The sequence below is a fragment of the Streptomyces sp. NPDC051211 genome (assembly GCF_040689505.1).
Taxonomy (GTDB): Bacteria; Actinomycetota; Actinomycetes; order Streptomycetales; family Streptomycetaceae; genus Streptomyces.
The window spans coordinates 64,405-77,751 of the sequence record NZ_JBFBAV010000012.1; the positions used below are offsets into that span (position 1 = coordinate 64,405).

14 protein-coding genes and 3 pseudogenes are annotated in these 13,347 nt (G+C 69.4%); 6 read left to right on the forward strand and 11 right to left on the reverse strand.

Features of this window, described 5'->3' with window-relative positions:
- Positions 1-313: 313 nt before the first annotated feature.
- Together AB0447_RS14675 and AB0447_RS14680 are read right to left on the reverse strand one after the other, a co-directional pair.
- Positions 314-664, reverse strand: a complete 351-nt coding sequence (locus tag AB0447_RS14675) for a DUF6233 domain-containing protein (RefSeq protein WP_366476997.1) — start codon at positions 662-664, stop codon at positions 314-316.
- Positions 665-1,174, reverse strand: a complete 510-nt coding sequence (locus AB0447_RS14680; RefSeq protein ID WP_366477130.1) for a DM13 domain-containing protein — start codon at positions 1,172-1,174, stop codon at positions 665-667.
- Between the two features lie 164 nt (positions 1,175-1,338).
- Between AB0447_RS14680 and AB0447_RS14685 the strand changes: the two are divergent.
- Positions 1,339-1,460: pseudogene (locus AB0447_RS14685) on the forward strand (transposase family protein); the annotation flags it as partial.
- Positions 1,461-1,528: 68 nt separating this feature from the next.
- On the opposite strand, the gene AB0447_RS14690 reads toward AB0447_RS14685, so the two are convergent.
- On the reverse strand, positions 1,529-2,659 hold the full coding sequence (locus tag AB0447_RS14690; RefSeq protein ID WP_366476998.1) for an alpha/beta hydrolase: 1,131 nt from the start codon (positions 2,657-2,659) through the stop codon (positions 1,529-1,531).
- A 708-nt stretch (positions 2,660-3,367) separates the two neighbouring features.
- Here AB0447_RS14690 and AB0447_RS14695 point away from each other — a divergent pair.
- Positions 3,368-3,541 carry a hypothetical protein gene (locus tag AB0447_RS14695; protein ID WP_366476999.1) on the forward strand — a complete coding sequence of 58 codons (174 nt, stop codon included), beginning with the start codon at positions 3,368-3,370 and terminating at the stop codon, positions 3,539-3,541.
- A 28-nt stretch (positions 3,542-3,569) separates the two neighbouring features.
- On the opposite strand, the gene AB0447_RS14700 is transcribed toward AB0447_RS14695, so the two are convergent.
- From AB0447_RS14700 to AB0447_RS14715, 4 genes are all read right to left on the reverse strand, one after another.
- Entirely contained in the window at positions 3,570-3,827 is a 258-nt protein-coding gene (locus AB0447_RS14700) for a transposase (protein ID WP_366477000.1), read from the reverse strand.
- 311 nt (positions 3,828-4,138) lie between these two features.
- Complete coding sequence (locus AB0447_RS14705) at positions 4,139-5,722, reverse strand: DUF3592 domain-containing protein (protein WP_366477001.1); 1,584 nt, start codon at positions 5,720-5,722, stop codon at positions 4,139-4,141.
- Positions 5,723-6,527: 805 nt separating this feature from the next.
- Positions 6,528-7,040: a hypothetical protein gene (locus tag AB0447_RS14710; protein WP_366477002.1), complete on the reverse strand. Its 513-nt coding sequence runs from the start codon at positions 7,038-7,040 to the stop codon at positions 6,528-6,530.
- A gap of 240 nt (positions 7,041-7,280) precedes the next feature.
- A complete protein-coding gene (locus AB0447_RS14715) occupies positions 7,281-8,312 on the reverse strand; it encodes an AraC family transcriptional regulator (protein ID WP_366477003.1) in 1,032 nt (343 codons plus the stop codon).
- 675 nt (positions 8,313-8,987) lie between these two features.
- Here AB0447_RS14715 and AB0447_RS14720 point away from each other — a divergent pair.
- Positions 8,988-9,536 carry a hypothetical protein gene (locus tag AB0447_RS14720; protein WP_366477004.1) on the forward strand — a complete coding sequence of 183 codons (549 nt, stop codon included), beginning with the start codon at positions 8,988-8,990 and terminating at the stop codon, positions 9,534-9,536.
- Between the two features lie 43 nt (positions 9,537-9,579).
- Here the strand turns inward: AB0447_RS14720 and AB0447_RS14725 are convergent, their stop codons facing one another.
- On the reverse strand, positions 9,580-9,708 hold the full coding sequence (locus tag AB0447_RS14725) for a hypothetical protein (RefSeq protein ID WP_366477005.1): 129 nt from the start codon (positions 9,706-9,708) through the stop codon (positions 9,580-9,582).
- Positions 9,709-9,713: 5 nt separating this feature from the next.
- On the opposite strand from AB0447_RS14725, the gene AB0447_RS14730 reads away from it, so the two are divergent.
- Complete coding sequence (locus tag AB0447_RS14730) at positions 9,714-10,298, forward strand: DinB family protein (RefSeq protein ID WP_366477007.1); 585 nt, start codon at positions 9,714-9,716, stop codon at positions 10,296-10,298.
- Positions 10,299-10,334: 36 nt separating this feature from the next.
- Positions 10,335-11,160, forward strand: a pseudogene (locus AB0447_RS14735) (IS5 family transposase).
- Positions 11,161-11,304: 144 nt separating this feature from the next.
- On the opposite strand, the gene AB0447_RS14740 reads toward AB0447_RS14735, so the two are convergent.
- The 3 genes and pseudogenes from AB0447_RS14740 to AB0447_RS14750 all read right to left on the reverse strand — a co-directional run bounded on the left by AB0447_RS14740 (position 11,305) and on the right by AB0447_RS14750 (position 12,917).
- Positions 11,305-11,775, reverse strand: a complete 471-nt coding sequence (locus AB0447_RS14740) for a hypothetical protein (protein WP_366477008.1) — start codon at positions 11,773-11,775, stop codon at positions 11,305-11,307.
- Between the two features lie 125 nt (positions 11,776-11,900).
- Positions 11,901-12,485, reverse strand: a pseudogene (locus AB0447_RS14745) (transposase); the annotation flags it as partial.
- Positions 12,486-12,542: 57 nt separating this feature from the next.
- Positions 12,543-12,917 carry a hypothetical protein gene (locus tag AB0447_RS14750; RefSeq protein ID WP_366477009.1) on the reverse strand — a complete coding sequence of 125 codons (375 nt, stop codon included), beginning with the start codon at positions 12,915-12,917 and terminating at the stop codon, positions 12,543-12,545.
- Positions 12,918-13,043: 126 nt separating this feature from the next.
- Between AB0447_RS14750 and AB0447_RS14755 the strand changes: the two genes are divergently transcribed.
- Positions 13,044-13,217, forward strand: coding sequence for a hypothetical protein (locus AB0447_RS14755; RefSeq protein WP_366477010.1), 174 nt, complete (start codon positions 13,044-13,046; stop codon positions 13,215-13,217).
- Positions 13,218-13,347: the final 130 nt, after the last annotated feature.

A 13,347-nucleotide genomic window follows, 5' to 3' on the forward strand; every position in this document is an offset into this window, starting at 1 on the left:
CAGTTCCCTGGGTACGTAGCCGTGTACCGAAGTGGGTACTTTCACGCGAACGCCGACACCGGGGTCGCCCGCACTGCTGCGCCTACTGCTCGCCGAGGTCGGGACTCCAGACGGCGGGCCCGCCGCCGCGCCACTCGATGAGCTGTGGATCGTCCATGCGGACGGTGTCGGGGTCCAGGCCGGCCCGTCGCAGGAACTCCAGCAGGTCGGCGGGACTAGGGCGCGGCCGAGGATCTCGCCGTCGCAGCGGACGCGGCGCCCGCCCTGGGCATCCGGCGGATGGACGACTACACGCGGGGCATGGCTCATCCCCTCACCCTGCCGGTACCCGGTCCTCCAGCCCTCCAAGAGCAGTGTCGGGCCGGCAATGGATACATGCGGCCACGCCGTCGGCCAGCAGCCGCCGTATCTGCTCGGGGTCGGCGGGGGCGCAGCGGTGGCCGGTGTCCCAGCAGTCCCCGGTCTGCACGCGGGCCGGAAGCCGGCCGCCTCCGATCCCGCGCTCGACCCGCCACGCGGGTGGCTCCTTCGGCAGCCAACGGGACGCGGCGAGGGCCTCGCGCTCCTCGGCCGCGGCAAGGGCTTGTTCAGCCCGGCCGAGTTCGCCGCGCAGGGAGGTGACCAGCGTCCGCAGCCGAGGCAGGTCGGGCGGCAGGACGTACACCTAGGTGCGGTTGAGTGCGGCCGCGCCGAAGGAGACGTTGAAGCGGTCGCACCAGATGGACAGGCTGGTGTAGTCGGCAAGGTTCACATCGGCCGGGACGGGGTAGTTCTGGTCGCCCTTGTTGCCCTTGAGCTCGCCCAGGCTGACGTGTTTGCCGTCGTCGAAGACGTGCCAGCCGTCGCGGCCCTGGATGACCGGGGCGTCGGTCAGCCAGACACGCAGGTCGGGGCCGTTGCTCGTGTCCAGGTTCTCCAGGCGCAGTGTGTGGGAGCCGTCGGCGAGACGGAGGAGTTTCACCGTGCCGGTGGTGGCGTGTTCGTGGCTGATCAAGGTGCCCTGGGCCACCATCCGCGGTTCCGCCGGCGGCGTAGCCGGCGAGTCGGACTTCGGGGCGGCAGAAGCAGAGGGGACGGCCTCGTTGACCGTATCCTCCACCCACAGTTGCCACGGTTCGAACCAGTACAGGCCGACAGCCAGCCCGGCGCCCGCCACCGCCAACCCGCCGATCAGCAGCGGCCTGCGCCGCCGCCCGTGCTCACCTACCACGCTCAGTCCTCCGTTCCGCTGGGTGCGCCCCGCCGCCTGCGGGCGGTGAGCTTGGGATGTTCTCGCCAGGTCCTGGCGTCAAACTATCGCGGACTGCGACGCCTGGAACCGCACCCGGCTGCGTCTGCACCAACTTCACGATGCGGCAGCTCGCCCCGCTCTTCGGGATCTCCCCGGCCACCGTCTGCCGGATCATCCAGCGCCTTCGTCGGCTCGTCGCGTGCTGGAGCCGGCCCCGCGGCCCCTCGCCGCTGAGTACCGGCCGTCCGGGACCGCACGGTCGGCGCGTCGAGGGCGGGGCTACTTTGACGACCCTCCTTAGGGGCGGTGGAAGCGCACTTCCGGGAAGCGTGCTGTCGGGCCGTACAGCAGCGGGGTGTTCCGTCCGCGCAAGTGGGTGTCGACGAACGCCGTCACATAGGTCCTGGTGATGGCGTCGGCGCGGTCACCGTCCAGTCGTTGGAGCGGCATGCCGCGCTGCTTGGCCAGGGGCGCCAGGTCGGTGAAGGACAGGTGCCCGGTGCCGTCGATGCTCAGCCAGCGCTTCCATCCGGTCAGTTCGGTCCAGGTCTTGTCCCAGGTCGGGTCGGTGCCGCCGGGTATGTGGCTGGGCTGGCCCAGCATCAGGAACGGCCGGTCCAGGGGCGCGTTGTTCGGGAACCAGAAGTTGCCGTCCATGTTGACCGCCGCCTTGACGCGCGGGTCGCGCAGCATGGCCGGGATCGTGCTGAAACCGCCGGCAGAGTGCCCCACGACGGCGATGCGGTCAGGGTCGATGAGTGCGCCGCGCTTCCAGGCCGGCCGCGCGCCGGTGAGCTCGTCGAGTACGAAGGAGATGTCCTCGGCTCGGACGGCGCCGACCTTGGGATAGTCCCTGTCCACGCAGGCCAGACAGGAGGTGGTGCGCCCGTCGGGGAACGAGATGCCTTCCGCCTCGTAGTTGTGTCCGATGCCGGCGACGGCGTAGCCGCGGGCTGCGAACTCCTCGGCGAGGCCGGTGAGGGTGGCGCGCGGCATGCCGAAGCCCGGTGACAGGATGACGAGGGGCAGTCCGCCGCGGACCTTCGACGGCTCGGCGTCCACCGTCGAGTGGGTCGTCACCTTGGCGAACAGGTCGGCTGGCAGGTCCAGTCCGCTGGCCGCCACGTACTGCTTGGATTCCTCGGCCGTCATGTAGGGCGCGGGCGTGTCCGAGGGCTTGACGGCCGGGTACCAGAGGGAGACCATCAGCTCCCGCTTCTCGGAGGGGACCCACGGGTCGGCCCGGTTCTCGTCCTTCAGGTGCACGGTGGCCCTGCCGACCGGGTGGTGGCCGGACGGCGCGGGCAGCACGAGTGCGGTCGCGGGCGGTTGTACGGGGCGGGTGTCGGCTTGGGCGGTCGTGGTGGAGAAGGTGCCCGCCAGAGCCGTGGCAACGGCGGCACCGACCAGGAACAAGCGTCGTCGCATCGAGTTGTCTCCATCGATGTCTCTCGTGGCATCCGGCCCGGTGCGGGCCGATGCCTCGAACGCTATGCCGGGCGCGAGCGGCTGCCATCGGCCCGGGGATGTAAGTCGGCGACGGCCGTACATCCCCGGGTTGACATCCCCGGGGGGCGGAACGGCGGTTCCGCACGTTGAAGTCCGGCAGAAGCCTTCACCGAAGCGGAGGTACCCGTGTCGAGCTGTACGCGTCCCGCCGCACCGCGTTCGTCGCTGCTGTGTTCTGTCGACTTGACGCCTGACTTCGTGAGGTGTGTCCCACCTTCTGGTGCGGGTTGATCGGGCTATTCGTCAGGTCCGGCCGCCCGAGAGCTCCGGGTGTGTGCCAACGGGTCGTGGCCACGAGATACGACCAGCTCGCCGTCCGCTACGAGGCGACCGTGCCGGGCGCAGTCCTGAACGAGAGTGACTGTGACAGGGGCACTACCGTCAGGTTCCCGCCGCATGACACCGGACGGCCCCCTGCTGCTCCAGGCTCCACTGTCGAGACCCCCGGTGCCGACGCGTCTCCGAAGGACCTCCGGATTACTACACGGAGGAGCTCATGCCCGAGGGCTTCGCAGAGGTGTTCCGCTGGATGCGGAGGACCAGTGCATCGCCGACGAGCATGCGGACCGCACCGTGAGCGGTTCGGAGGCAAGGGCATCACCAGCGCCGAGCTTCTGCAGCAAGCTGATGGAACTGGACTACCCGGCGACGGCGACGCGTATCCACGCCATGCCTGCCCAGGGCGGCTCGCTGTGTGTCCGCCTGGACCTGCGGACCGGTACCCAGGTCGCACTGGAGATCGGTGGCACCTCCAGCACTCTGATCACCGAGCCGTTCGGGGCGCTGCAGCCGCGAACTTGAAGATCACAGACGTCGAGCGCAAAGCAGGTCATGGCGCCCCGTCATCCTGACCTGATATGCCGCGCGTAGTCGTCCGTGGGCTGCAAAGGCTGTCCTGTCGTGCGGCGCTTTGTTTGCCAGCAGACCACCACCCGCGGGGCCAGCGGAACTTCCACACGATCCCGTTCAGGACCGTCCGGTCGTCCAGCCGGGCCCGCCCCAGCGCAGGCCGGGGCAGCAACGGCTGCACGAGATCCCACTCGGCATCGGACAGTTCATGGCGACGTATCACTCGACCTTGATCCACGATGCAAGATCACTTTGACGGCAGACCCTAGGGGGCCGGCCAACGGTCCCATCGCCTACCAGGCCGCACTGCACCTCGCTGCGATCCTCCTGTGGACCCGGCGCTGACCGAGGGTCAGACCCTTGGACAGCGGCCGACCCCAAGGCCCGTCCGGCCGGCGCCGCGAGGCGAGAACGTCATCGTCCTGTCAGCAACGTCATCGTCCTGTCAGCCCTGGCGGACGAGTGCGCGCGCTGAGATGGCAACGGTGACATCGGATCGGGGGACCTCCCGCGCGCACACGTCCTCGTACGACCTCCTCCACAGGATCTTCAGGCAGTACGCCAGACCCAGGCCAGGGCGGCTCCAGGAGTGACGCAGGTCAGGAAGGCGGCCGGACCGGCCGATTCCCATCCCAGGGCGGTCGGCAGCAGCAGGAGCAGTCCGAGGACGAGGATCCCGAGGGCCGGGAGGTGGACGACGGGCCTGAACCGCCGTACCCGGGGCGTCATGTCCCAGTCGAGGGAGCCCTTCAGGATCGCCGTCGGCGGAACGATCAGGAGGAGTCCGAGGAGGAGGTAGAAGTTGAGGTTGGCCAGGCCCGGCCGTTGGCGACGGCCGTCGGTCAGCACGGGCGAATCCGGGCGAGGGTCGCCCGGCGCGTAGTACAGCCGGATCGTCGAGCCCGCCTTCGGAGCGTGCTGGGTGGTCATCGCGCGCTTGGTCACCTCGCGGGGCCCGTTGTCGTAGGGGATCCTCAGGACGAGGTCGGTTCGGTAGTACACCGGCTCGTCGGAGTCGTCCTGCCCGCGGACCGGATCCCCGGCGAGCCGGACCACGGTCGCCGGATGCTCCCCCCATCCGGCTGCGTCCAGCCGAGCCGTCTCCCGTCCGTACTCCGGAGAAACCATGAGCCCCATGGCGAAGCAGGCCAGGGTGGCCAGGGGCACCAGCAAGGCGACGAACCACACCAGCGCGCGGCCGCTGTACTCGCCGTCGTCGGCCGAGGTGTCGCGGAAGGGCCTGGTGCTCGCGGGGCCACGCCGCGGCCAGTACGACTTCCGCCGAGGGGCCCGGAGCGAAGAGATGATCCAGGCGGCGGCGAAGAGCAAGGACAGTGCGGCCATCGCCGTCTCCGCGTACAGCGGCGGGTACGGTCCCACGCCCCACAGCACGCACCCGATTGCCCCGGCGGCGCTGAGCACCATCCCCCAGCCGGTGAGCGTGGTCCACACGCTCCGCCCGTGCCGGTGCTTGCGTTTCCCTGCCGACCGCTTCATTCCCGCCCCCTGTTCGCGTGTTCGCGCGGGGCAGGATAGATCAACTAGACCGGAACAGGTGCTGTTCAGGAGACAGGACCCAGCTGCGCACGCCGCAGGGCCGGCCCAGCAGCAGAACGGCCTGCCCGGCCGCGCGGGGCCTGCACCACGTCCGACCACCCCGGGCCCACGCAGCCTCAACGGCAACCCCGCCGCCTGGCCCAGCACCGGCGGCTGGAGACCGCTGACTCTTGTCAGCTCCAGCGGATTAGCGACACCATGGTCGTCGGCGCCGTCGAGAAGCTGCTCCAGCTCGGCGATCTTCACCGGCTGGGCCCCCGGGGTGGCGAAGTCCGACCGGTAGAGCACCCACTGGTCGCTGTCGGTCTCGGAGAGGAACACGAAGCTCTTGCCGTCCGGGGAGGGGGTGGGGGCTCCGGCGCCCCGGTCGCTCTCCGGGAGGAGTTTCTCGGTCTTGGTGACGCGCTGGTAGTCCGCGCTGAAGGTGAGCTGCTTGAGGCTGTCGTGCCGGCAGACCAGGGTGGTGTCGTCACGCCAGAAGGCCGGGTCGCAGTGCTGCCGCTCACCGGTGTCCCCCGGGCGCGGGCCGGGCGAGCGCAGGGCAGGCGACTTGACCTCCTTCAGAAGGCCCCTCACCGCCTGGATTCACCCGAAACAAGCCGAGCCCCTCTGTGGTGCTGAACTGCGCCACGACCCCCGAGGGCGAGACGGGCGAGTCGTCCTCGCCCGCCGCCAGGACCGTGGTGGCGGTCTCCTTGTCCTTGGCCATGTGGCTCGCGAGCTGCGCGTACGGCACCATCCGCTGGGACGCTGCACCGTCCTTGGGGTCCCGGAGGTACCTTGGCAGACTCACTCCGTAATGGTCCGGGTCGGAGTCGTACCAGAGCTGACTGGTCACAAACGGACGGCGGCGAAAGCCAGTTCGCGTCATGGGGCGGGGTCACGGCACCCGCTTGATGCCTGTCGCCGGCTCCGTGCACTCGACACCCACCGGCGCGAGGCGCCCCGACTGGGGTGGCCGCGAGCCTCGGGCGTGGCACCAGGCCCGGACTTCGGCGACCAGCACGGGCGGGTCAGGCTGCGCTCTTCGGCCGGCAGTGCATCCACGGCCGCGGTGGCGTGGGCGATGCCTCCCGCACTGTCGCCGGATCGGGCGTCATCAGCCCGCGGCGGAGTTCCAGGTGTGTGGCGAAGCGGGGCGGGTTGTCGGGGAGCTCGGCCAGGGATTGCGCGGCACAGCCACCTGACCCGGCGTCACGCCCGATCGTCCGTAGGCACGACCGGGCGGCGCTCTCCGACGCGAATGGACCCCGGTGGTTGAGGTGGTCGGGGTCGGTGAAGGCGGTGTTGCACCGCACCGGTGCCCCGGCCCGCAGGCCCTCCCCCGTTACCCTGCGGTGGGCCTGCGGACCGAGGCCGCTTCGGCGCGACCGGGGACCGGTCAGAGAGTGGGGCTTCCGTGGAGCTCCCACGCTTTCTCACCGCTGACGTCGCGAGAGTCGTAGACCAGGGTGGCGTCACCCGTGACACCACCCGCGGGCAGCGACATCCAAGGCGTGTAGCAGTACCCGGAACTGTTCACCGTGCCGTTCATCCGGGAGGTGAAGTCGCAGGTGGCCGTCTTCTTGACCACGTCACTCTTCTCGAGCCGCAGCTGCAGGTCGATGTTGTGGAAGTCGTTCTGGCCGGCAGCTCCCCACGACAGGTACGCCTTGGCCCGGAACACGCCCGAGCTGTCCTTCTCCACGCACACCTGCGCGTACAGGTTCGGGTTGATGCCGGCCGTCTCGGGGGAGAAGTTCTGGCCTGTCGAGCACTTGCCCGCGATCACCGCGGCACTGGCAGGCGTGACCGTCATGGCCAGCGGGACGAGCGCCGGGGACGACACCAGCAGCGCCTTGCCGACGGCCCCACCGGAAGCGCACCGGGCCATGGCTGACAAACGGGTACCCATGAAATCACCACTCCTGAACACAACGACGAACTCACTAACAACAGGCGGACGACGGACATCGCAGCGGTCCACCCGGCCGGCACGCACACGTGGCACCGGCTACGGACGCCCTCGCCCGCGAGCGGCACCGTCCCCCGCGCGGCGCCGCACCCCAGCATTGCTCGGCCCGACGCGCCCCTGCCATCCGCTCCCGGCGCGGTGGCCGTGCCGTTTGCGGATAGCGCGCGGACGGCCGGGCGGCTATGCGGAACGGCAGTCCTTGCGGCGCAGCGTCTGCGACGGCGTCTCCCCGTACGCCTGCCGGTAGTAGGCGGTGAACCTGCCGGAGTGGGTGAACCCCCACCGCAGTGCCACCTCGGTGACGTTCCCCCGCTCCAGTCCTTCGGCCACGGCCGACAGGTCGCGGCGTACGAGACCCAGCCGGACGGTGCGCAGGTACGCGAGGGGAGTGGTGTCCAGATGGCGGCGGAAGCCCTCGCGCAGGGTCCGTACGGCGACCCCGGCCGCGCGCGCCATGTCGGAGGCGCCGATCGGCTCGTGCGCGTGTTCGGCACAGAACTCCCGGGCGCGGTGTACGGCGCGCAGGACGGCGGCGCTGCCTCCACCGCCCCCGCTGCCGACGCCTGCCACCGCCGAACCGAGTGCATGGGGCTGGACGTCCAGGAGCCCGTTCACGAGGAGCTGCTCGAAGTGCGCCAGCGCGAGGGGGGAGAGAGCCGGCAGTCCGGCGTCAGCGAACTCTGCGAATCGTTCGACCAGGCCCAGCCATACCCGGGTCGGTGCCGTCCGGGCGTCGAAGACGGGATCGAACACCAGGGGGCTGTCCGGCGGTCCGCCGAGGCGGGCGGAGACAGCTTCGTCGACGACTTCGCGAGGGATGATCAGGATCCGGTTACGGCTCTTCTCGTTCCACCGCATCGACACCTCGTGTCCCGGTCCCACGATGCTGAGCGCTGAGGGCAGCTCCTTGCCGTCCACGGTGACGGCGCCGTCGCCGGCGAGCGGGATGTGCACGTTGTAGAAGTCGAGCGGTGCGCCGGGCATGACGTCGACCTCGGCGCCGTACCCGAGTTCGTACAGCCCGACGGGCCCGTCGTGCGTGCAACGGAAGAGGCCGTCCAGCCGGTGGGCGTGCAGGACGTTCATCCGGTTCGGCGCGAACCGCGTGCTGATCAGCTCGTGCAGCACCTCGACGTCGCCGCCCCGGAAGAGCAGGCTCCCGTCCGCGGGTCCGCTCCTCCGCAGGTCCGTTTCTCCGTCGATGCCGCTCATCAGTCTCACCACCGTCAGGCGCGCTTCGGATCGGGGGTGGAAATCCACCCGCCACAAGTCGAACGCATGATCGCATATCCGCCGGGAGCGGGCGGCTCGTGGAAGGCGCCTGCACCTGCGGGGGGCATCCTGCCCCCGCCACGTCGATGGCGCGGGCAAGCCCGTGCGGATGAAACCGGTCCGGCCTTACCAGCCGTGCTCCGAAGGGCCCACGACATCGTGTCCGATCTGCCGGGCCAGGTGTTGCGCCCGTTCTTCCTCGTGGGGCCGGACGTGGACGTACACGGTGTGGCCCGGGGGTCGGCTCGTGATTGGCGTCGATTCCGAAGCAGACCTGTACCCCGGTCCGTGCGTGCTCAGGGCCGAGGTCGAGTTCGGGCACCGCCGGCCAGCTGAGCGCCATCCACGTGATCTGCCCCCACCCCGCCTGACGCAGCACCAGGGGAGCTTTGTCCAGCAGATCGCCTTCCACCGGCTCCACGACGGAGAGCGTCAACGGCAGCAGACGAGCCAGCATCGCGGCATCATCCGGAAGATCGACTCCACGGAAGTGTTCACTGCCTCCTGAGAACAAGCCCTGCGGGAACACCTCGCGGGCCCTTAGGACGTCCTCGACGCGGAGCAACTCGGCGTTGTGGTGTGGCGGTTACGCCGCATCAGCCGGCGAGGGATGCGGTGCTGGCGGCGTTGCGGTCGGGGATCAGCCGGGCCGAGCCGTACGGGCCCTTCGGCGGCCTGCCGGGGCTGGTGCTGGTTCGGGTGGACCGCGGCAAGGAGTTTCTGTGCCGGACGGTGGAACGTGCTCTGGGCGCCTTCGCCGTCCCTGTCGATGATCTTCCTGCCTACACGCCGTACCGCAAGGGAACCGTCGAGGCTCTGAACGACGCGGTCGAGGAGATGTTGCTGGCTTCCCTGCCTGGCCATACCCGCAGGGCCCGCCCGATCGGTGCTCACCGTGCGGATCAGGTGGAGGACCTCCTGTCGTTCGCGGAGTTCGTCGAGGTCCTGCTGGGCTGGGTGCGGTGGCGAACCACTGAGCACCGCCCGTCCGGCCTGGAGTCGGGGCTGACGCCGCTGGCGGCGTGGGCAGCGGATCCGACCCCCGTTGAGGACGTCCCCGAGGAGGAGCTGGCGCTCTTCGCGCTGGAGGACGACGGCCGCATCCGGAAGATCACCACCAACGGGATCTCCTGGCGCGCCGCGCCTACATCGCGGACTGGATGATGTCGACGTACTAGAGCGCCGGGCTACGTGCTTGGAGGCTGTCTCACGTGGCAAGTTTCGCGAGCTTCTTGTCGCAGGTCAGGGCAGCGGCCATGGCCAGGCCTCGGCTCTGCCAGTCGTTGCGGACCACGTACGGGATCTTGAGACCACGAGCAGCCCATGGCAGGCTCATGCCGCATGATCGATGAATTCGCGAAAGACAACCTGCACGGGAGACTGCGGCGGGACCGCAAGGCGCTGCTCTGGAAACTCGACGGCTTGTCCGAATACGACGCCCGCCGGCCTTTGACAGCGACCGGGACCAACCTCCTCGGCCTGGTCAAACACGTGGCCACCGTCGAGGCCAGGTACTTCGGCGAGGTCTTCGACCGCCCTTCCCCGGAACCGCTGCCCCGGTGGCAGGACTCCAACGGCAGCGATCTGTGGGCGACCGAGGACGAGACCCGCGATCAGATCATCGGGTTCTACCGGCGCACGTGGGAACACTCGGACTCGACGATCAACGAGCTTCCCCTCGACGCCCCCGGCCACGTGCCGTGGTGGCCGGAGCCTCATGCCGACACGAACCTGTTCGCCATCATGGTCCATGTCCTCGGCGAGTCCATCCGGCATGCCGGGCACGCCGATATCCTGCGCGAGGGCCTCGACGGCCGGACCGGGTTGCGCGCCGAACACGAGAAGCAGATCGACGAGGAAGCCCGTGCAGCCTACTGCGCGAAGATCGAGCAGGCCGCCAGGTCGGCCGCACCAATCAAGGCTTAGAGGTTGTCTCACGTGACGTGATGTTCCTGCGGCATGATGCCGGTCGTGGGCGCTGATCCATCGAAGCGTCTGACTCCTGATGAACTCTGGGAGCTGGCCGCCCCGTTGCTGCCGTCGTTCGCTGATCGTCCGCAAGGTGGTGGGACCGCTCCGTGTGACGAGCAGGCAGTGTTCACGGCAGTGGTGTACGCGCTGACCAGCGGCTGTGCCTGGCGGCATCTGCCGCCGACGTTCGGCACGTCGCCCGCCACCGCGCATCGCCGCTTCACGGTATGGACCGAGGCCGGCCTGTGGCGGCGGCTGCACCGGGCGGTGCTGGACGAACTCGGGGCCCGCGGTGAGGTGGACTGGACCTCGGCGATCGTCGACGCGGCCTCCGTTCGCGCCAAATGGGGGGATCGCTGACCGGGCCGAACCCGGTCGATCGCGGCAAGAAGGGCAGCAAGCTGCACGTGCTGTCCGATGCCCAGGGCATCCCGCTCGCCGTCGCCGTGTCCGGCGCGAACATGCACGACAGCCTCGCCCTCAAGCCGCTCATCCGCGGCATACCCGCCGTCCGGTCCCGCCGGGGACCACGGCGGCGCCGACCCGTCAAACTCCGCGCGGACGAGGCGTACTTCTCCGCCGAACATCGGCCTGGCTGTGCGAGCGCGGGCTCGTCGCGCGCATCGCGCGGCCCGGCATCGAGTCCGGCGAACGCCTCGGTCGGCACCGCTGGAAGATCGAACGGTCGATCGCCTGGCTCTTCGGCTACCGCCGCCTCGCCGTCCGATACGAACTAAAGGGCTCGCACTTCCTTGCCTTCCTCGGCCTGGCCACCACCCTGACCTGCTACAAGAAGCTCGCGAAACTTGCCACGTGAGACACCCTCTAAGCCGGTTCGGCGGGGATGAACGCGGCCACGTAGTCCTCGAATCCTTCAACGCCGCTGACTATGTCCATCTGCGGACCCTATGCCGTCGTCACAGAGCAATGGTCAAGACTTGTGGATGAGTTGACGTGTTGTTCAGCGTGAGCTCTGCCGCTGGAGGTTGGTTCTGGCGGTGTTGCGGATCCGCTTGGTGCGACCGCGCTCGGCGAGGATCCCGACGGCCTCGGTGTTCGACGATGCGGCCGCTTTGAGTTGAAGCCAGTCGGATGACTCGAGCAGGGTGCCGGGGCGGCAGGGCCGCCTCAGCGTGATGGCCCGGAAGAGGGACCAATCCTGCAGGCGCCGGGTCAGGAACGCATAGCGGGCCGTGACCCGAGCCATCGAGGCGGCCCAGGGTTCGTAGGCGGGTCCCGAGTGGAGTTCGGTGGCGCGGCGGTCCAGGTGCCGCAGAACGGCGGACTGGGCCATCGCCTGGTCCGGGTCGTTGAGGACTTCGCTGACCAGGCCGGCCTCGTCCGCGTCCGTGACGTGCTCCAGCGCGCTCAGGTAGGCCCGGAAGCGGAGGTGCTCGGCTGGTTCGTCCTGCGGCGTGTCGTGGTGGTTCATGCGGCCTGCTCCTGCCGCTCGACCAGGACGCCGTTCTCGAACCGGGCACCGGCTCGGACCAGGGCGACCAAGTGGGCGCCGATGATCGCGCGCCAGCGGTCCTGGGCGGACTCGACCAGCTTGAACACCATCAGGACGCACGAGTGCGCCTGCCCGAGCCGCACCTTGGGGTGAACCCCGTCGGCCCACACGTAGACGAAGTCCCGGTCGGACGGATCACGGGCCTGGAAGGCGGCGTGATCGTCGCCCCACTGCTTCGTCAACCTGGTGACTGTGGCTGGCGACGGGCCGGCGGCCGAGCCGAGGAACTGCTCCAGCGCGGGCACGAAGTCCCCCGACGACAGGCCGCGCAGATGGAGCAGCGGCAGCACCTCGCTGACCTTCGGCGACTTGCCGCACCACGGCGCAAGGATCTTCGAGGAGAACCGCTTGCGCTCGCCGGTGGACTCCTCGATGCGGCGTCCGTTCACCCGCGGCGCACTGACCTCTACCGGCCCGGCTGCCGTGGTCACGGCCCGCGGACGGTGGTGGCCGTTGGGGACCACCAGCCGGCGGCCGCCCGCATCGGTCTCGGACGCCAACTCGGCTATGTACTGGTTGACTTCCGCTTCCAGAGCGGCGGCGACCATCCGGCGGGCGCCCTCGCGGACGATCTCGTCGATCAGGGAGCCGGACTGTGTGGAGCCGTCGTCGGTGACTACGCTGAGCACGGGCGTGCCTTCCCGACCCGCGCTGCAACGCGGGCCTACTCGATGACCATCAAAGGATCATTCGGGAAGGTACGCCCTCCGCGTCCCTCCCGGAACCGAAGTCCTGAGCATTGCTCCTGACATCCCTTTCCGTGAGCCTCCACGGAAAGTGGACCAGAGCCTCAGAAGCAGGAACGTTGTGGGCACGGCGTCGGCGAAGGCGACGGCCGCGGCCGCGCTCACATCCTCGATCCGGTAGAGGGACGGTGTCATCCCGGCGAGCGTCCTCAGCTCGACCGTGACGCTCCGCGCCTCGGCATGGACTCGGGCGATCGCCCTGGTGGGGATCGTCAGCTTCTTGCCGGGGCGTTCCAGGACCAGCCCATCCTGCCCCGAACTCAGGACGGTGGCGCCTCGCCCCCGCAGGACGGGTATGGAGAATGTGTTCGACATGGGCGAGAGTAGGGGACCGGTTATGCCTCTTGGTCGCTCAGCCCTTCCGGCAGGGCCAGTCCCCTTCACCGCGCCCACGCCGAGCGCCGCGCCTACCTGGCACGGCTGCCCTGGAGCGTGGAGCCCATGGCTGGCTGGACGCGGGGCGAGCGCTACTCCCATCGCGGTGACGTGCCCGACAGTCCTGGCTGGAGCGACGAGCAGAAGCAGAAGGTCGACGAGACGCGGGCGGAGATCCTGGAGCTGTCGATCGCCGTTGTGGACCACTCGCACTGGGCGACGGTTCCCGTGAGGAAGTAGTGACCGCCCGCATGGAGCCGAAGAGGCAGGCGGCCCCCGTCAGACGATGCACGAGCAGAGGCGGCGTAGCGCCGCGTGCTCCTTCCCAAGACACGCTGGGCGGACAATTGCGAAAGCGGTGGAACGCAGA